The sequence below is a fragment of the Allobosea sp. P5_A5 genome (genome assembly GCF_056400625.1).
In genome coordinates, this window is sequence record NZ_JBFUKY010000009.1 from 61,455 (window position 1) to 79,238 (window position 17,784).

13 protein-coding genes are annotated in these 17,784 nt (G+C 65.4%); 6 read left to right on the forward strand and 7 right to left on the reverse strand.

The features are described 5' to 3' along the window. Positions 1–28: 28 nt before the first annotated feature. The 7 genes from cobS to AC1DR6_RS17445 form a co-directional block, all read right to left on the reverse strand. A complete protein-coding gene (cobS, locus tag AC1DR6_RS17415; protein WP_476830517.1) occupies positions 29–1,012 on the reverse strand; it encodes a cobaltochelatase subunit CobS in 984 nt (327 codons plus the stop codon). A gap of 168 nt (positions 1,013–1,180) precedes the next feature. Next, positions 1,181–2,332 (reverse strand): glycosyltransferase family protein, encoded by a 1,152-nt coding sequence (locus AC1DR6_RS17420; RefSeq protein ID WP_476830518.1) that lies wholly within the window; start codon positions 2,330–2,332, stop codon positions 1,181–1,183. Further along, positions 2,329–3,570 carry a glycosyltransferase family 4 protein gene (locus tag AC1DR6_RS17425; RefSeq protein ID WP_476830636.1) on the reverse strand — a complete coding sequence of 414 codons (1,242 nt, stop codon included), beginning with the start codon at positions 3,568–3,570 and terminating at the stop codon, positions 2,329–2,331. Before AC1DR6_RS17425 ends, AC1DR6_RS17420 begins: the two co-directional genes overlap by 4 nt. 5 nt (positions 3,571–3,575) lie before the next feature. Then, entirely contained in the window at positions 3,576–4,238 is a 663-nt protein-coding gene (locus tag AC1DR6_RS17430; RefSeq protein ID WP_476830519.1) for a class I SAM-dependent methyltransferase, read from the reverse strand. An 84-nt stretch (positions 4,239–4,322) separates the two neighbouring features. Continuing rightward, positions 4,323–6,182, reverse strand: a complete 1,860-nt coding sequence (locus tag AC1DR6_RS17435) for an adenylate/guanylate cyclase domain-containing protein (protein ID WP_476830520.1) — start codon at positions 6,180–6,182, stop codon at positions 4,323–4,325. 13 nt (positions 6,183–6,195) lie between these two features. Beyond that, complete coding sequence (locus tag AC1DR6_RS17440) at positions 6,196–6,648, reverse strand: cyclic nucleotide-binding domain-containing protein (protein ID WP_476830521.1); 453 nt, start codon at positions 6,646–6,648, stop codon at positions 6,196–6,198. Next, positions 6,645–9,380 carry an ABC transporter transmembrane domain-containing protein gene (locus AC1DR6_RS17445; protein WP_476830522.1) on the reverse strand — a complete coding sequence of 912 codons (2,736 nt, stop codon included), beginning with the start codon at positions 9,378–9,380 and terminating at the stop codon, positions 6,645–6,647. Before AC1DR6_RS17445 ends, AC1DR6_RS17440 begins: the two co-directional genes overlap by 4 nt. 283 nt (positions 9,381–9,663) lie before the next feature. Here AC1DR6_RS17445 and AC1DR6_RS17450 point away from each other — a divergent pair, with 283 nt between their 5' ends. From AC1DR6_RS17450 to AC1DR6_RS17475, 6 genes are all read left to right on the forward strand, one after another. Then, complete coding sequence (locus AC1DR6_RS17450) at positions 9,664–11,565, forward strand: ABC transporter ATP-binding protein (RefSeq protein ID WP_476830523.1); 1,902 nt, start codon at positions 9,664–9,666, stop codon at positions 11,563–11,565. Further along, a complete protein-coding gene (locus AC1DR6_RS17455; protein ID WP_476830524.1) occupies positions 11,562–13,514 on the forward strand; it encodes an ABC transporter substrate-binding protein in 1,953 nt (650 codons plus the stop codon). Before AC1DR6_RS17450 ends, AC1DR6_RS17455 begins: the two co-directional genes overlap by 4 nt. Positions 13,515–13,518: 4 nt before the next feature. After that, positions 13,519–14,520, forward strand: coding sequence for an ABC transporter permease (locus tag AC1DR6_RS17460; protein ID WP_476830525.1), 1,002 nt, complete (start codon positions 13,519–13,521; stop codon positions 14,518–14,520). A 69-nt stretch (positions 14,521–14,589) separates the two neighbouring features. Next, positions 14,590–15,762: an ABC transporter permease gene (locus AC1DR6_RS17465; RefSeq protein ID WP_476830637.1), complete on the forward strand. Its 1,173-nt coding sequence runs from the start codon at positions 14,590–14,592 to the stop codon at positions 15,760–15,762. A gap of 20 nt (positions 15,763–15,782) precedes the next feature. Then, positions 15,783–16,913, forward strand: a complete 1,131-nt coding sequence (locus tag AC1DR6_RS17470) for a glycosyltransferase family 4 protein (protein WP_476830526.1) — start codon at positions 15,783–15,785, stop codon at positions 16,911–16,913. Continuing rightward, complete coding sequence (locus AC1DR6_RS17475; protein WP_476830527.1) at positions 16,910–17,707, forward strand: polysaccharide deacetylase family protein; 798 nt, start codon at positions 16,910–16,912, stop codon at positions 17,705–17,707. Before AC1DR6_RS17470 ends, AC1DR6_RS17475 begins: the two co-directional genes overlap by 4 nt. Positions 17,708–17,784: the final 77 nt, after the last annotated feature.

Genomic DNA, 17,784 nt, shown 5'->3' on the forward strand with positions numbered 1-17,784 from the left:
CGTCCCCTACGGCACCAGGCCTTGGCTCTCAGCTCAGCACGACGTTCGCAGCGCTCTCCGGCAGTTCCTTGCCGAAGGAGCGCTGGAAGAACTCGGCCACCAGCGTCCGCTCCATCTCGTCGCACTTGTTCAGGAAGGTGACGCGGAAGGCGAAGCCGACATCGCCGAAGATCGCGGCGTTTTCCGCCCAGGTGATGACGGTACGCGGACTCATCACGGTCGAAAGATCGCCGTTCATGAAGGCATTGCGGGTGAGGTCGGCGACGCGGACCATCTTGTTGACGGTGTCCTTGCCGTCCGGGGTCTTCTGATAATGCTTGGATTTCGCCAGCACGATCTCGACCTCGTTGTCATGAGGCAGATAGTTCAGCGTGGTCACGATCGACCAGCGGTCCATCTGGCCCTGGTTGATCTGCTGCGTGCCATGATAGAGGCCGGAGGTATCGCCGAGGCCGACGGTGTTGGCCGTCGCGAACAGGCGGAAGGCACCATGCGGCCGGATAACGCGCTTCTGATCGAGCAGCGTCAGCTTGCCGGCCTGCTCGAGCACGCGCTGGATCACGAACATCACGTCCGGGCGGCCGGCATCGTATTCGTCGAAGACCAGCGCGATGTTGTTCTGCAGCGCCCAGGGCAGGATACCGTCCTGGAACTCGGTGATCTGCTTGCCTTCCTTCAGCACGATCGCATCCTTGCCGACGAGGTCGAGGCGGGAGACGTGGCTGTCGAGGTTGACGCGGACGCAGGGCCAGTTGAGGCGGGCGGCGACCTGCTCGATATGGGTCGATTTGCCGGTGCCGTGATAGCCCGAGATCATGACGCGCCGGTTATGCGCGAAGCCAGCCAGGATCGCGATCGTCGTATCGCGGTCGAAACGGTAGTCCGGGTCAAAATCCGGCACATGCGGGTCGGTCTGCGAATAGGCCGGCACTTCGAGGTCGGAATCGATGCCGAAAGTCTGACGCACCGACAGCTTGATGTCGGGCAGGCCGGGCGCGGTCGTCGTCGTCATCTTCTAGTCTCCGGGCGCAAGGCTTTGACCGGGTTGAACCGGTTGCCCAGTGCCGACCGAGGAGGGAGGCGGATCATCCCTCATTAGAGCGAAAGGCCGGGACCGGCAATTCGCAAAGCTGCAACCCTGCCCTCGCAAACGGCATGCCGGCTTAAGGGGGCGCCTCATTCAACGCCGCGGATCGAGGAGCAGTTTCACGGCTGCGACAGCACGTCGCCCGTCATCGATCAGGATCGACGCCGTCGGAGCCGGTCGGGCCATTGCAACGACGGCTTCATCCGCGAGGCGCTGGGGCGTCAGCGTCTCGAGCCGGAGGCATGTCGCAAGCCTGGCCTGCGCCAAAGCTTCGGCCCTAAGCCCTTGTTCGGTCTCGCCGCCCGCATCGAACGGCACCACGATCGCAGGGCCCCCAGCCGTGACGAGGTCGAGCACGGTGTTGTAGCCGGCCTGGCTGACCGACAATGCACTCTTTGCGAGCAGCGTCGGGAAATCCGGGCGCGCGCGTTCGACCGCCACATGGGAAGGTGCGCAGGCCACGAGGTCCAGAAAAGCAGCCTCCGAGACGCCTCTGCCGACAAGAACGCGCCAGCGCCGGCCGGAAGGCGACAACCGTGCCGCGGCGAGCGCCAGCTGGAAAAGCGGCAGCGCAGCGGCCGAGCCTCCGCCGGAGACGATGATCTCTCTCTCCGCTTCCGAGCCCTCGACCCGTCCAAGAGGGCGCGAGACAGAGGCCCGCTCGGCGAGATACCCGACATAGCGCAGCTTTTCCGACAGCGGCGGCTTCACCGGCCATGATCGACCCAGCGGCAGCACCTTCTCTTCGCCATGGACCAGAACCGCGTCGAAGAGATCCGCGAGCCGGTCTTCCGCCTCCGCGATGCGCGACGGCTTCGGCGTGACGAGGACGTCGCGGATGGACGACAGCACGACGAGGCCGGGGTTGGCACGTCGGGCCGCTGCGATCAGGGCCAGGAATTCGCCGGCAAGCTGGCGTCGGCCGAACGGAAAATGCTCGGTGATGACGACATCCGGGCCCTGAGCAGACGCTTCCTCGAGCGCCGCGATGCGCGCCGCCATCCGGGATTGCGCAACCGGTATCCCGCTCTCGTCGAGCAGATTGCGAAAATCGACGCCTTCGACGCGCACCGGCGGCAATTGCAGAAAGGCGAAGGGTTCACCCTCCATCGAGCGCAGCGGCATCCCGCCGCTTGCCAGCGTCACCGCAAAACCGCCCGCCGACAGCGCCCGCGCCAGCTGGGCCGCCCGCACCAGATGTCCGCTGCCGAGCAGATGCGTGACGACGATCAGGACGGACCTCATGCCCCCTCGCCTGCGGAACCGCGCAGCAACGAGGCGATCCGGTCCAGACCGGCATCGGCAGAAAAAGCGCCGGTGAGCCGGGCAAAGGCGGCGTCACCCAACGCCGCCCGTCGATCCGGCGATGCGCCGAGTTCGGCCAGCGCGCCGGCAAGCGCCTCGGCATCGCCTGGCGGAACTAGCAGGCCCTCGACGTTTTGGCGCACGAATTCAGGGATTCCGGCAAAGTCGGTGGCGACGATCGGCAAGGCTTGGCTCGCTGCCTCCATCACCACATTCGGCAGGCCGTCGCGGTCGCCATCCCCTGCCTTTTTGGACGGCAGCACGAAAAGATCGGCCTCCCGAAGCGCTGCGATCACCTCACCCTGCGCCTTCGGTCCTGACCAGACGATGCGGTCTGCGAGGCCGAGAGTCTCCGCCTGCCGCTTCAGCTCCGCAAGCTTCTCTCCGCCGCCGATATGGGTCAGCCGCCAATTCAGCGTGCGAGGCAGCCGGGATAGGGCGCCGAGCAGATCGTCGAAACCCTTTTTCTCGACCGCCCGGCCGATGGTGATCAGGCGCAGCGGATCGGAAGGATCGGACCCGTCGCACCGCGACCGCACGGGCGGCGCTGGAAACCGCGCCAGATCGAGCCCGTGATACACCAGCACGACCTTGTCCGGCCGGTCGGCAAGGCGATCGAGCTCCCGATGACCGTCCTGGGTGCAGGTCACGCCCCAGGCGGAATCCGCGATCTTCTCGCGCTTTTCCCAATCCGGCGTCGTCCAGATGTCCTTGGCATGGGCCGAGAAGGACCATGTCAGCCCGCGCAACAAAGCGGCGTAGCGGATGACCGAGGCCGGGGTGTGCAGGTAGTGCACATGCAGGTGCCGAATGCTTGCCGGCAGCTCGCCAGCCATCACGCAGGCCTGCCCGAGGCGTCGCCAGCGGTTGCGCGAACAGTCGCGCGCAAGATCGCGCAGGAAAACGGGCAGCAGCCGTAAAACGCCGGGCCGCACCAATGCCGCCAGCAAGCCCTTCGCGACGCGGCCGGGATCGTCATGCAAATATTCTGGCAGATAGCGCACCGGCGCGGTGATCTGCCGATGCATCAGATGCTTGTCCGCATCGGTCGGGTGACGCAAGGACCAGATCTCGAACGCGAGACCACGCTGCTGCAACCCGAGCAATTCCTGCGCGATGAAGGTTTCCGACAGGCGCGGATACCCCTTCATCGCGATGGCGATGTGCGGCCCGCCCATCGAACTCATCGCCGCCCGATCAGCATGAAGCGGGTGTAGTTCTTCGTCGGCCGCGCTCCTGCAAACCAGATTTCGCCCAGGCCCACCTGCTTCTTGAAGGCCTCGAGCGAGGGTACGCAGCTGCGATGATCGGGCTCGCGATAATAATCGTTCGATTGCAGCAGCAGCGGCAGCCCGGCCGGCAGCGACGCGAGCCAACCCGGCACGTCCGGCAGATGCTCGCAGCTCGTATTGATCACGAGCCCGGGCTTCGGCCTCATCGCCGCAAAATCCAGTGTCGTCATATCGGCCGTAACGGCCCGGAAGCGGCCTGTTTCGACGTGGCGATGGTTCAGCGTTTCCGCCGTCCCCGCACAGCTCGGATCGATGTCCAGACTGACGACCTCGCTCAGATCGAGCCTGACATCGTCGAGCAGCAGCGCGCCGAGCACACCGTACCAGGCCCCGAGCACCCAGACCGGCCCGTCCGGCCGCGACATCGTTTCGGCAAGCGCCTCGACCAGCCATTGCTTGGAGGCGATCTGCTTGTGATTGCAGGCGATCGAGAGATCCGGCGGCGCGCCCTTGCCGTAGAGCCGGGCGATATCGGCGACGATGCGGTTGCCGGACAGCGCGGCCATCCCGCGCAGCAGATCGTGAAAGGCCTCGACGGGCGGTTCTGGCTTCATGGCTCGTTTGGGCGGGGGAACGGAATGCGCGACGCGGCGGACCATAGGCAGCCGCAGCATTGAAAGCCAGTACAGGACAAGACGTCAGGGTTCCGTGACAGGCTTTCGGCCGGAGACAGTCTCGTTGGGTTCGTCGGACAGCGCGAGGTCTGCCGCGGGCTTGGCTGCTTCCTTGTCCGGAGGGGTCTGCTCTTTTGGCGCCTTGCTGTCCTTTGGCGCCTTGCTGTCCTTGGCCGGCTCGCGCCTGTTGCGCTGCTCCGGCGCGCTGACGAAGCCGAAGGCGTTCAACGGCTTTTCGCGCCCCTTGATCGGCACCTTCAAGGGCATGGTCCCGGCATAGCTGCGCCCGCTGGCGCGGATCGTCTCCTCGGAGACCACGACATCGGCGAGCACGCGCCGCGTCGCCGATTCAAGCTGGCTCGCGATCATCACGGTTTCGCCAACGGTGATGTCGCGCCGGCCGAGATTTTCGTTTTCGACCGAGCCGGTGATGGTGTCGCCGCTATGGATGCCGATGCCGATGCGCAGGGGCAGGGGCAGCGCGGCACCGAACTCGCGGTTCAGCGCCTCGACCGCGCGCACGATGTCGGCCGCAGAGGCAATCGCGGATTGGGCTGCACGCGCGGGCGTGCCCTCCAGCCCGAACACGGCCATGAAGCCGTCGCCATAGAACGCGTCGATGCGACCGTCATGGGCTGTGATGGCCTGTCCCATCTCGTCAAAGAAGCGGTTGAGCAGCCCGATCAACTCCTGCGGCAATTGCCGCTCCGAGAGCGCCGAAAAGGCGCGCAGATCCGCGACGAGAACCGTCAGGCCGCGCTTGCCCATCATCGCGTCGGGCTCGAGCGTGCGGCCGGGCGCGGCGTTGAGACGCGAGGCCAGCAGGATCTGGACCTGCAGATCGTCGCGAGGCCTGATCTGGCAGGCCAGCCGCACCCGGTCGGGCGCCGAGATGCGTTTCAGCAACTTGGCTTCGTTCATGGTCGGAGGCGGGAGGCGATCGGCCCCGTCGACGACCAGCACCCGGCAGGTCGCGCAGCGCGCCCGCCCGCCACATAGCGCCGCATGCGGAATGCCAAAGCGCCGGAACATCTCCAGCACCGTCGGTCCCGGCGCGACCCGCTGCGTGCCATGGCCGACAAAGCGCATCGTGATCTGCCGCGTCGTCCGCACCCGGAACTCACGGATGCCGACGAACAGAATGAAGAAGCCGACGAGCCCGTAGAATGTCCCCTTCGCCGTCGTGACGTTGAAGCTGAACATCGCCTCCTGCGCCTGGGTCATCAACTCCGGCGGCAGACTCATTTGCATCGCTTCGCGTGCGCCGACCGAAAACCCGATCAACGCCAGCAGCGGCACCAGCACGGCACCGAGCATGAAGACATCGCGCCAATGCCGGTAGCTCTCTCGAGCGCGCAGCAGAAAGTGGATGCCGATGATGCCGTGAGTCCAGACCAGAAGCAGGAGCAGCGACTGCTTCAGCGCATAGTTGGGCCAGATCCGCCGCAAGACCGAATGATAGCTTTCATCGACGCCGTAATAGGCGCCCATCACCCGCGTCGTGATGATGTGATCGACCAGCAGCAGCGGGATCGTGAGGCCCAGCGCGATCTGCAGCATCTCCCGCACCGGCATCTTGAAGGTCCGCCGTTGGGCGACCCGCAGCAGCGCGAACAGCGGGTGGACCACGAAGGAAGCATAGAGCGCGACCGTGCCTGGCCAGCTGTGCCACAGCGCATAGCGCCAGGCCTGCGCCTCCTCCATCACGGCCAGGCCGAACACGCCGAGCGCATGGTTGAGGAAATGCGTGGTGGCGAAGGCCAGCAGGACGAGCCCGGAAACGAGACGGATGTCCCGGCTCCAGGAGGAAACCTGCTCCATGCCGGCGCTCATGCCGGCACCCATCGTGCCGCGTCCATCGTTCGAGGCGCGCGGAAGACTCATACGATGCTCCGCATCAAGACACGCTCTCGTCGTCGCTCAGCAGCACATTGGCGAGCCGCGCCACCCGGCCGGCAAGGTCGCGGCAGATGGCGAGACTGAACTCCGGGACGGTCTGCAACAATTCGAAGAACAGGTCGCGCGGGATCCGCAGCGCCTCGACGTCGCTCTTGGCGCTGACCCGGCCGACGAACCGCTCTCCGCTCAGCAGTGAGACGTCTCCGAAGATGCTGCCGGCTTCCTTCCGGAAGCGATGGCCGAGGCCATCGTCACGGTCCTGCGTGAATTCGACCTCGCCCTGCAGGATGACATAGACGCCGTCCGGTCGTTCGGTATCCCGCATAATCGCCGTGCCGCCGGAGAAACGCAGCCTTTCGCCCATCAGAGCGACGAGCTTGAGCCGCGAAGCCGGCAGATTCTGGAACAGGGGTAATGCCTTCAGGCAGCCGATGTCGTTTTCGAGTGTCATGACCGCGCCTCCATCTGTTCCAGCACCGGGGTTTGCGACGTCTCGCCACCGGCCTCGTCATCGGCAGCAGCGGAACCGTCCTGCTCGATCGTGCCTGCGGCTCCGTGGAATGCCACGCGCACGGGTGCCCCAGTCGCCAGTTTACCATCGGCGAGCAGAAGAAACAGCGTCTTTCCCGCGCAATAATCGCGCAGCCGGCTGACGATCTCTTCCGGCTCGTCGGAAATCGCCAGCAGGCCGCCGAGATCGAGCACGGCAATCTGCGGCGCCTTGACCAGTGCCTGAACCAGCGGCACCGCGTGTCGCAGCCGCGCCGGAAGATAGCGCCCCCTGATGCCGCTTTCCGTGTCCAGCCCCAGCCGATAGAGCGCATCCTCGAGGCCGGAGCGCTCCAGCGCACGATGCACCACCTCGGCAACCTGCCGCTCGGCTTCCGCTATGCCGTAGCCGATGCGCCCGAACATCAGGTTGTCGCGCACATTGGCGCCCAGCATCACCCTTTCGGGATCATAGAAATCGACATCGTCCGTGGCGTCGGCCGGCAGATGCGCCCTGAAACTGGCCCGCGCGCGCAGGACGCGACGCCGCAAGCGATCATCGATCAGATTAAGCCGGTGCTTGGGCTCGATATAGCCGAGTGCCAGTGCGACGAGGTCACGCTCGGTGGCCGGCTCCAGCGGGTAACGGACATCCTGCTTGGCCAGAATATCGGCAAGCTCGTTCAGGCGCTCGAAATCGAAGCCGGCGCCGAAGGAATAGCGCTCGAACAGAGCATGTCCCTGCGGCAGGCCGCTGAAGATTTCGACGACGGTCGAGACGATGCGCGCGCCCATCTCGGCGAGAGGCTCGATCAGCGCCTCCGCCTTCAGGATCGCGTGAGCATAGGGCTCGAACAGCAGCCCCATATTGTCGAAGCGCGGGCTGGTACGCGTGCCGAAGATCAGGTTTTCGGCCACGGTCGCATTGCCGTTGTAGCGGTCGAGGGCGAAGCGCTCGATCAGTTCGCCCAACTTGGCGCGCTTCAGCTCGGCGGCGACAGCCTGCCGCGCGGTGATGATGCGCCCCGTCGCCTCCTCGCTCAGCGGCGGCATGACCTTGCCGCCGAGCCCGAGCTGGTAGACGTCCTCCGTGCATCCGAACACATCGAGCAATTCGCGAACCCGCGCCGCGAGCGCCGGCGCGTCGGCCACGCCTGCGCCCTCGTAATCGGTCCAGTCTGCCTCGTAGGGAAAGGGCGAGTTGCCGGAACGGATCGACTCGATGAACCGCCGATGCTCCGGCCCGTTGACGTCCTGGTTGCGCTTCAGGGCCGGGCGCTGCCGTTTCAGCGGCAGCAGGATGTTGTCGCTGATCGAGCCGGCGATGAGTTCCGGCTCGTCGCCGGCATATCCGATGACATGGCTCGCGCGCTCGACCGACATGTCGGATAGCGGCTTGCCGTCGATGAAGACGCGGCCGGTGTAGTTTGTCGCCTGCCGTCCCAGGATCCGGCCCAGCACGTCCTTGCCGCCGCCATGCGGGCCGACGACCGCGACCACGCCCGGACGATGCGCCGCCAGCGAAAACGGCATCAGCAGCGGCTGGCCGCGATTGTCGAGCATCTGCAGCGACTCGATGCGGATCTCACCCTGCTCCGGCAGCGGCACGAAGCCATCTTCGTCCTCGAGCACCAGCGTGTCGTCGCTGTTGAACTGGGAAATGACCTGTTCGTATTTGATCGTCACGTCGTTGCGCTGCTGGTCCCAGTCGATCAGTTCCTTGATCGGCGGCGGCAGGTCGCGATAGGCGGCGATCACCGCCACGAGCTGGCCGATGTCGAGCCTGCCCTGCAGCGCGAAGAAACCACCGATCGCATAAAAGAAGAACGGCGTGATCTGCGCCAGCAGGTTGTTCAGGAATTTGACCGCGAATTTTCGCTTGTAGAGATCGTAGCGGATGTCGAAAAGCGTGCCGAGCCGCCCGGCGATATCGGCCTGGACATAGGCGGTCGCGCCATGGGCCTGGATCATCGGCCCGGCATCGACGATCTCGCCGATGCGCCCGGCGAGCGAGCGCGAGGCGATCTGCCGCTCGCGCCCGAGCCGCAACTGCTCGCGCCGCAGGATCGGAATGATGATCGCCTGAGCCAGCACGATCAGCAACGCGATCGAGCCCAGCCAGAAGCTCTGCGCCATGATGAAGATGAGCGCCGTCAGTGCCTGGCTGAGCAGGAAGACCGGCTGGATGAAGGCATCGCCGACGAAGGCTCCGACCGGCTCGACCTCATCCTTGATCATGCTGGCGATCTCGGCCGGCTTGACCGCGCGGATCTCCTCGGGCCGGAAGCGCATCAGCTGGCTGAACAGGTCGTAGCGCATCCGGCGCAGCATGCGCTCGCCCAGGATGCCCTTGCGAAGGTTCACGACATATTTGAACGCCCCGTTGATCAGGACGAGAAGCAGGAAATAGGACGACAGGCCGAGCAGCAGCCCGAGCTGGTTGACCTGGAGCCCGTCATACAGCTTGAACCCGGCCCCGCCGAGCCAGTCGGGCAGGTGGAACGACATCTCGAACAGCGTCGCGGTGGTCTTGCCGTTCTTGAAGGCGCCGCCCTGGATCGCGTCGTTGACGATGCGCTTGGGCACGTCGAACGAGGCCCAGTTGAACGGGATCGAGACAAGGATGATCAGCAGGACGAGGATCTGTTCGCCCCGGCTCTTCTGCCAGATGTAACGGAAGAGGTTGGAATCCAAGGCGCGATCCTGTCCGGACTGGCTAAGCCCGGTCTGCTTCACTTAGGCGTCGCAATGGCGATCGTCCATATCGGCAAACCGTCTCTGTGTCCGAATGACCGTTCGATTAGGACGATCGCGGTAACGCAGCGGCCCGCCGTCGCCCATCTGTGATCAGCGGCTGGCACATCCCTCATTCTGCCCGCGCAACCGTCAAAAGCCATTGGCAAGACGGAACTTTCAACGTCTAGTGGCGTCGGGGTTGCATAACCGCCATGGTCGAGGGTGAGCGTCGTTTCGGGTCATGGATATCCTGCGCGTCACGGATTTGCGGATCGGCTTCACCATCCACGGGCTCGCTCGCGATGTCGTGAAGGGCGTCAGCCTGCGCATCCCGGCAGGAAAGACCGTCGCATTGGTCGGTGAATCAGGGTCCGGCAAGTCGGTGATCTCGCAAGCGATCATGGGCCTGCTGCCACGCGCCGGCTCGGTCACGGGCGGCGAAATCCTGTTTCGCGACCCGGCGGCGCCGGACGCTGTCATCGATATCGCCGGTCTGCCGGCCGAGGGCTCCGGCATCCGCGCGCTGCGCGGCGGGCGGATCGGGATGATCTTCCAGGAGCCGATGTCCTCGCTCTCCCCGGTCCATACCATCGGCGACCAGATCCAGGAGGCGCTGCTGCTGCATCTCCCGGTCGGGAAAGTGGAGGCCCGCGAACAGATCGAGGTGATGCTCAAGCGCGTCGGCTTCAAGGACCCGCACCGGGCTTTTTCGGCCTACCCCTTCGAGCTATCGGGCGGCCTGCGCCAGCGGGCAATGTTGGCGATGGCGCTGATCTGCCGGCCGGCGCTGCTGATCGCCGACGAGCCCACGACCGCGCTCGACGTCACCATCCAGGCGCAGGTGCTCGACCTGATGCGCGACCTCCAGGCCGAGATGGGCATGGCGATCCTGCTCATCACCCACGACCTTGGCGTCGTCGCCAACATGGCCGACGAGGTGTTCGTGATCTTCCATGGCGAGATCATGGAACGTGGCACCGCGGAGGACATCTTCCGCCGCCCGCAGCATCCCTATCTCAAGGCGCTGCTGAACGCCTCGCCCCATTTCGACATGAAGGAGGGCGAGCGCTTGGTCGCCCTGCGCGAGGCCAAGCCCAGGCCGGCCTTGCATAAGCCGCCGGCGGCAGCCCCAGTGAAATCCGCCCCAGCCTCTGGCGGCGAAGACACGCCGCTGCTCAGCGTCAGCCACATCAGCAAGACCTATGTCACCGGTTCGCGCAGCTTTTTCGGCAAGGGCACGCAGACGGCGGTCAGGGCGGTGGACGATGTCAGCTTCGACATTCGGCGCGGCGAGTGCCTGGGTCTGGTCGGCGAGAGCGGTTGCGGCAAGACCACGGTCAGCAAGATCCTCATGCGCGCCGTCACCGCCGACGAAGGCGAGGTGATCTTCGACGACGGCCGCGATCGCGTCGATATGCTCGGCCTCAAGGGCGAGGCGCTGCGGGCCTTCCGACCGCGCGTGCAGATGATCTTCCAGGACCCGGTGTCGTCGCTGTCTCCGCGCATGACGGTGAAGAACATCCTGCGGGAACCGCTGATCATTCACGAGCGCGGCGAGAGGGAGGCCCAGAACGACCGCGTGAAGCAGCTGATGGAGGATGTCGGGCTCGATGTCCGCTTCCTGAACCGCTACCCGCATTCCTTTTCCGGCGGGCAACGCCAGCGCATCGGCATCGCGCGCGCGCTGGCGCTCGATCCCGATCTCATCATCTGCGACGAGCCTGTCTCGGCGCTCGACGTCTCGGTTCAGGCGCAGATCCTGAACCTGCTCAAGGACCTTCAGGCCGAACGCGGCCTGACCTTCCTGTTCATCTCCCACAATCTCGCGGTGGTGAACTATATGGCCGACCGCATCGCGGTGATGGCCAATGGCCGCATCGTCGAGATCGCACCCCGGCACCTGATCTTCACCGCCCCGGTGCACCCCTACACCAAGGCGCTGCTGCGCTCGGTGCCCTTCGCCGACCTCGACCGTAAGCTCGACTTCAAGCTGACGGCTCCGGGCGGCGCGTCCGACGAGAGGCACTGGACCCCGGCTTTCCGCAACGGCGAGACCGGCAGCGAGTTGTCCCATCTGCCGCTCGGCGATGGGCACTATGTGCTGGCGAGGTCTGACGCCGACCGCAAGGAGCTGGTCGCATGAGCGGCAGCGACACCCACCCGACCCGCCGCACGGCCCTGCTGATGGGCTCCGCCGCCCTGACGCCTCTCGCCTGGCCCCGACTCGGCCTGGCCGCGCAGGCGGGGGCGATCGACAGCCCCTATTTCGCGGAGCGGATCGCAGCCGGCGCATTGCCTCCGCTCGGCGAGCGCCTCCCGGATAATCCCCGCCTGATCGACATGGCCAAGCGTGGCCGCCTGCCGGGGCGCCATGGCGGCGATATCCGCATGCTGATGGGCGACCAGCGCGACCTGCGCATGATGACGCTCTACGGCTACACCCGGCTTGTCGTCTATGACGACGACCTCGAGCTCGTCCCCGACCTTCTCGAGGATTTCCGCGTCGAGGAGGGCCGCATCTTTACCCTGCGGCTGCGCGCCGGCCATCGCTGGTCGGACGGTTCGCGCTTCACGACGGAGGATTTCCGCTACTGGTGGGAGGACGTCGCCAACGACAAGCGGCTCTCGCCCGGAGGGCCGCCGCAATCGCTGCTTTCGGGCGGCGAACCCCCCGGAATCGAGATCCTGAGCGAAACCGAGATCCGCTATAGCTGGCGGGTCCCCAACCCGATCTTCCTGCCCGCGCTCGCCGATGCCCAGCCGACCTATATCTTCATGCCCTCGCAATATCTGAGGCAGTTCCACCAGCGCCATGCCGACAAGCAGGATCTGGCGGTCAAGGTCGCGGAAAACCGCGTGCGGGACTGGGGCGCGCTGCATGAGCGCAACTCGCGGATGTATCGCCCCGAAAACCCCAAGCTGCCGACGCTCGAACCCTGGCGCAACACCACGCCGTTGCCGGCGGAGCAGTTCGTCTTCGAGCGCAACCCCTATTTCCATCGCATCGACGAGAACGGCCGGCAGTTGCCCTATGCCGACCGCGCCACGATGACCATCGGCACCGGCTCTCTGGTTCCGGCGAAGACGGCGGCCGGCGAGGCCGATCTTCAGTCGCGCTATCTGCGCTTCGACAACTACACCTTCCTCAAGGACGCCTCGAAGCGGATGAACTTCGACGTCAAACTGTGGAAGCGGGCCGAGGGGTCCTTCTTCGCGCTGCTGCCGAACCTGAATGCCATCGACCCGGTCTGGCGCGACCTGAATCGCGACCTGCGCTATCGCCGGGCGCTCTCGGTGGCGATCAATCGCGAGGATATCAACAAGGTCATCTTCTTCGGCCTCGCCCGCGTCAGCGGGAACACCGCCTTGCCGGAAAGTCCGCTTTACGATGCCGGCCTCGCGAAGCTCTGGACGCAGCATGATCCGGCGCTCGCCAACCGCCTGCTCGACGAGATCGGCCTGACCAAGCGCGATGAGGATGGCGTGCGCCTGCTTCCCGATGGACGCCGCCTGGAATTCAGCATCGAGACCGCCGGCGAAAACACCGAGGAGACCGATATCCTCGATCTGGTGAAGCAGGACTTCATCGAGGTCGGCATCAAGATCTATCCACGTTCGGCGCAGCGCGACGTGTTTCGCCGCCGCATCGTCGCCGGCCAGACCGTGATGTCCGGCTGGGCCGGCATGGACAACGCGCTCGTCACGCCCGACATGGAGCCCGACGCGCTGGCCCCGACCTCGCCCGCGCAATATCAATGGCCGCGCTGGGGCCAGTTCATCGAGAGCAATGGTCGCGAGGGCGAGCGCCCGGCCCTGGCCGAAGCGAACAACCTCGTGCAGCTGTACCAGCGCTGGCGCATCAGTGTGACCCGGGACGAGCGCCGCGCAATCTGGAAGGAGATGCTCGCCATCAACGCCGACCAACTTTTCACCATCGGCGTCATCAACGGCACCTTGCAGCCGGTCGTGGCATCGCGCGATCTGCGCAATGTGCCGGCCGAAGGGCTCTACAGCTTCGAGCCCGGCGCCTTCCTCGGCCGCTACATGCCGGATGCCTTCTGGTTCGACCGCAAGACCCAGGGCGAGGGCTGATCGCGTGCTCTTCCGCTACATTCTGAAGCGTATCCTGGTGATGATCCCGACGCTGATCGTCACCAGTGCGCTGATCTTCACGGTCATCAACCTACCGGACGGGGATTATTTCGAGACGCTCGCGGCCGAGATGCAGGCCCAGGGCGAAAAGGCGGATATGAGCCGGATCGAGTTCCTGAAGAAGGAATACGGCTTCGACAAGCCGCCGGTGGAGCGCTACGTCCGCTGGGTCGCGGGCCTGCTGCACGGCGATATGGGGTACTCCTTCGAATACCAGCGTCCGGTGAGTGAGATCGTCGGCGACCGGTTGATCCTGACGATGCTGGTTTCCTTCGCGACCATCATCTTCACCTGGATCGTGGCCTTCCCGATCGGCATCTATTCCGCTACCCACCAGTACAGCTGGGGCGATTACGGCCTGACGTTCATCGGATTGATCGGGCTTGCCGTCCCGCATTTCCTGCTGGCGCTGGTGTTCATGTATTGCGCCAATATCTGGTTCGGGACCTCGATCGGTGGCCTCGTCGATCCGCATTATCTCAATCAGCCCCTGAGCTGGGCCAAGCTCAAATCGGTGCTAGAGCATCTCTGGATACCCGTCATCATCATCGGGGCCGGCGGCACGGCGGGCATGATCCGAGCGCTGCGGGCCAATCTGCTCGAGGAGTTGCAGAAGCAGTATTACGTCACCGCAAGGGCCAAGGGCCTGCCACCGGGCAAGGCGCTGCGGAAATACCCGCTGCGCATGTCGCTCAACTTCTTCATTTCCGACATCGGCGACATCTTGCCCTCGATCGTCTCGGGCGCGGAAGTGGTCGCCATCGTGCTGTCCTTGCAGACCACCGGCCCGCTGCTGATCCGGGCGCTGCAGAGTCAGGACATGTATCTCGCCGGCTCGTTCCTGATGTTTCTCTCCTTCCTCACCGTCATCGGCGTTCTGATTTCCGACATCGCGCTCGCCATGCTCGATCCGCGCATCCGCTTGCAGGGGACTGCGACCAAGTGACGGTGTTCACGTGACGGTGTGCGAAGTGACGGTGTGCGAAGTGACGGTGTTCACGTGACGGCGAGTTCGCTGAGGGATCTGCCACCGGACGGCGCGCCGCTGCCGCATGGCGCCTCGGACGCGCCGTTCGAGCCCTATGCCGTCGAGGCGATGACGCCCGAGCAGGAGCGGGTCTATCTTGCCTCCCAGTTGCGGCTGATGTGGTGGAAGTTCCGCAAGCACCGGCTCGCGCTGATCTCGGCCTTCGTGATCTTCGCGATCTACGGCATGGCGGCATTCGCCGAATTCCTGGCGCCCTACCACTATACGACCCGCAACACCGACTTCATCCGCGCGCCGGGACAGAGCATCCATCTGATCCACGAGGGCCAGTTTCTCGGCCCCTTCGTCTATCCCTACAAGCTCCAGCTCAACATGGAGAACTTGAAGCGGGAGTACACGGAGGACCGGACGAAGCCGGAAAAGCTGCGCTTCTTTTGCAGGGCGGACGCCTATGATTTCTGGGGTTTGGCCCCAGGCAATCTCCATCTCGTCTGCCCGCCCGAAAACGGCACTTTCTTCTGGCTCGGCTCGGACAGGCTCGGCCGCGACATGCTCTCGCGCATCTTCTATGGCGGGCGCATCTCGCTTTCGATCGGCCTGATCGGCATCAGCATCTCCTTCGTGCTGGGTATCATCATCGGCGGCATCGCCGGCTATTACGGCGGGCGCGTCGATCTTGTGGTTCAGCGCATCATCGAGATCGTGCAATCGCTGCCGCATATCCCGCTTTGGCTGGCGCTGGCGGCCGTGATGCCGCCGTCATGGAGCCCGATCGTCGTCTATTTCGGCATCACCGTGATTCTCGGCCTGATGGACTGGACCGGGCTGGCGCGCTCCGTGCGCTCCAAGCTGCTCTCGCTAAGGGAGGAAGATTACGTCGTTGCAGCGCAGCTGATGGGCGCCAAGCCCAAGCGCATCATCGCGCTGCATCTGGTACCGGGTTTCATGAGCCATCTGATCGCCTCGGCGACGATCACGATTCCCAAGACGATCCTGGGCGAAACCGCTTTGTCCTTCCTCGGCCTCGGCCTGCGTCCCCCGATCACCAGCTGGGGCGTGATGCTGAACGAGGCGCAGAACATCAATGTGGTGGCGCTCTACCCCTGGCTGCTTTATCCCGTCGTGCCGGTCATCCTGATCATCCTGGCCTTCAACTTCCTCGGCGATGGCCTGCGGGACGCAGCCGATCCCTATCGCTGAGCCGACCGCTCCCCAGCTCCGTGCGCATCGCCTTTCACACTCCGCTGAACCTGTACGATGACAGCGGCGTCTCGGGCGACCGGCGCATGGCCCGCCAGCTCGTCGCGGTGCTGCGGGACCTCGGTCACACCGTCGATCCGGTCGAAGCGCCGCGCGGTTATCTGCGCAGCGCCGATCCAACCTGCCTCGCCGACCACGAGGCGAAGGCGGCGGTCATCCGCGCCCGCCTGATCGAGAGCTGGCGCGGCGGGGCGTCGGCTGCGCCGGACCTCTGGTTCACCTATCACAACTATTATCGCGCCCCGGACCTGCTCGGCCCGCCCATCGCGAAGGCGCTGAACATCCCCTATGTGACGGCCGAAGCCAGCGACGCCGCAAAACGCGCCGAGGGCGATTGGGCGCCGCACACCCGTCTCGTCCGTGAAGGGCTCGATGCTGGCAACGTCCATTTCTATTTCACGGAGCGGGACCGGCACGGCCTCGAACCCTGGCGTCGGCCCGGCACCGCATTGCTGCCCTTGCCGCCCTTCATCGCCTTCGCGCAAGACCCTCCCTTGCCGGTGAACGGCAACGATCCCCCGCGCCTCGTAACCCTCGCGATGATGCGTGAGGGCACCAAGCAGAACAGCTATCTGGCTCTGGCTGACATCCTCGACCGCATCCGCGATGCCGATTGGCGCCTCAGCATCATCGGCGATGGCCGCCAGCGCGCAGCCGTCGAGGCGGCGTTCGCTGGCTTCCCGGCCGGCCGCGTCGACTTTCTCGGCCTGATCGACCGGGACCGCGCCCTGGCCGAAATGGCGCGCCACGACATCTTCGTCTGGCCCGGCGTAAGAGAGGCCTATGGTCTGGTCTATCTGGAAGCACAGGCCGTCGGCCTGCCGGTCGTCGCCTTCGACAGCGGCGGCGTCGCCGATACGGTCGCGCCGGGCAAAACCGCGCTTCTCGCTCCGGAGGGGGACGAGGAAGCCTTCGCGGCAGCGCTGATGCGATTGCTGCACGACGCAGCGCTTCGCCGAACCATGGGGCAAGCCGCCCGCCACTTCGCCCTCGGCCAACGATCGCCCAGGGGCGCGGCCGATCGGCTGACGGAAGGCCTCGCCATCGCCAGGGCCAATCATCGCGCCAAGCAAGCCGGAATCGCCCCGTGAAGAACGCGCTCTGGGCGCCCTTGCAGGCCGAACTCGATCTCTGGAGCGACGCTGGGCTTAAGGCAAGGCTGTGGCTGCGTGACGACGATGCCGTCTCGCCAAGCCCGGCGCTGTCGCGGCTGGCGGATGTTACGGAACGCTTCGCCGTTCCGGTGCTGCTGGCGGTCATCCCGCTGCTGGCTGAGCCAGCGCTGGCACCGAGCTTGCGCGCCATGCCCTTGCTGCTGCCGTGCCAGCACGGCGTCCGCCACCAGAACCACTCTGCGCAAGGCGGCAAGAAATCCGAATTCGGCGCCGAGCGCGACCCCGCGACCGTGGCGGCCGAGATCACCGATGCCGCCGAGCGCCTTCGCCAGCTTTTCGGCGGTAGCGTTGTTCCGATCTTCGTCCCGCCCTGGAACCGCATCGCGCCGACCCCCCATGCCGCCGGCCTGGCCTCCCTGGGCTTCCGGGCTCTGTCCTGCTTTCGCGGATACCGTCTCGGGGCGGATGACGGACCGGTTCTGCTCAACACCCATCTCGACGTGATCGACTGGCAGGGCGGGCGCGTCGGGCGCCGCCACGAGGCCCTCATCTCAGAGTTGACGGCCTTGCTCGAAGCCCGTCGGCTCGGGAGCGCGCCCGACGCGCCCGTCGGCATCCTGCTGCATCATCGCGACCATGACGACGTGGTCTGGAGCTTTCTCGACGATCTGCTTCGCCTGCTGGCGTCGCATCCGGCGATCTCCCTGGTCGACCCTCGCGCCCTGCTGCCCGACGGCCCTTTCTCTGCTGCGCCCGCCTCCGGACCTTGAATCTTGAGATACCAGCCGGCGCTTGGATCGCGTCGCTGGGCGCGCTATAACCCAACGGCAATCAGCTGCGTTCGCCT

Excerpts from the sequence above, each read along its gene's own strand:
- AC1DR6_RS17425 (WP_476830636.1), bottom strand. The coding sequence starts at position 3,570 with ATGGGCGGGCCGCACATCGCCATCGCGATGAAGGGGTATCCGCGCCTG.
- AC1DR6_RS17430 (WP_476830519.1), bottom strand. The coding sequence starts at position 4,238 with ATGAAGCCAGAACCGCCCGTCGAGGCCTTTCACGATCTGCTGCGCGGG.
- AC1DR6_RS17455 (WP_476830524.1), top strand. The coding sequence starts at position 11,562 with ATGAGCGGCAGCGACACCCACCCGACCCGCCGCACGGCCCTGCTGATG.
- AC1DR6_RS17440 (WP_476830521.1), bottom strand. The coding sequence starts at position 6,648 with ATGACACTCGAAAACGACATCGGCTGCCTGAAGGCATTACCCCTGTTC.
- AC1DR6_RS17435 (WP_476830520.1), bottom strand. The coding sequence starts at position 6,182 with ATGAGTCTTCCGCGCGCCTCGAACGATGGACGCGGCACGATGGGTGCC.
- AC1DR6_RS17420 (WP_476830518.1), bottom strand. The coding sequence starts at position 2,332 with ATGAGGTCCGTCCTGATCGTCGTCACGCATCTGCTCGGCAGCGGACAT.
- cobS (WP_476830517.1), bottom strand. The coding sequence starts at position 1,012 with ATGACGACGACGACCGCGCCCGGCCTGCCCGACATCAAGCTGTCGGTG.
- AC1DR6_RS17450 (WP_476830523.1), top strand. The coding sequence starts at position 9,664 with ATGGATATCCTGCGCGTCACGGATTTGCGGATCGGCTTCACCATCCAC.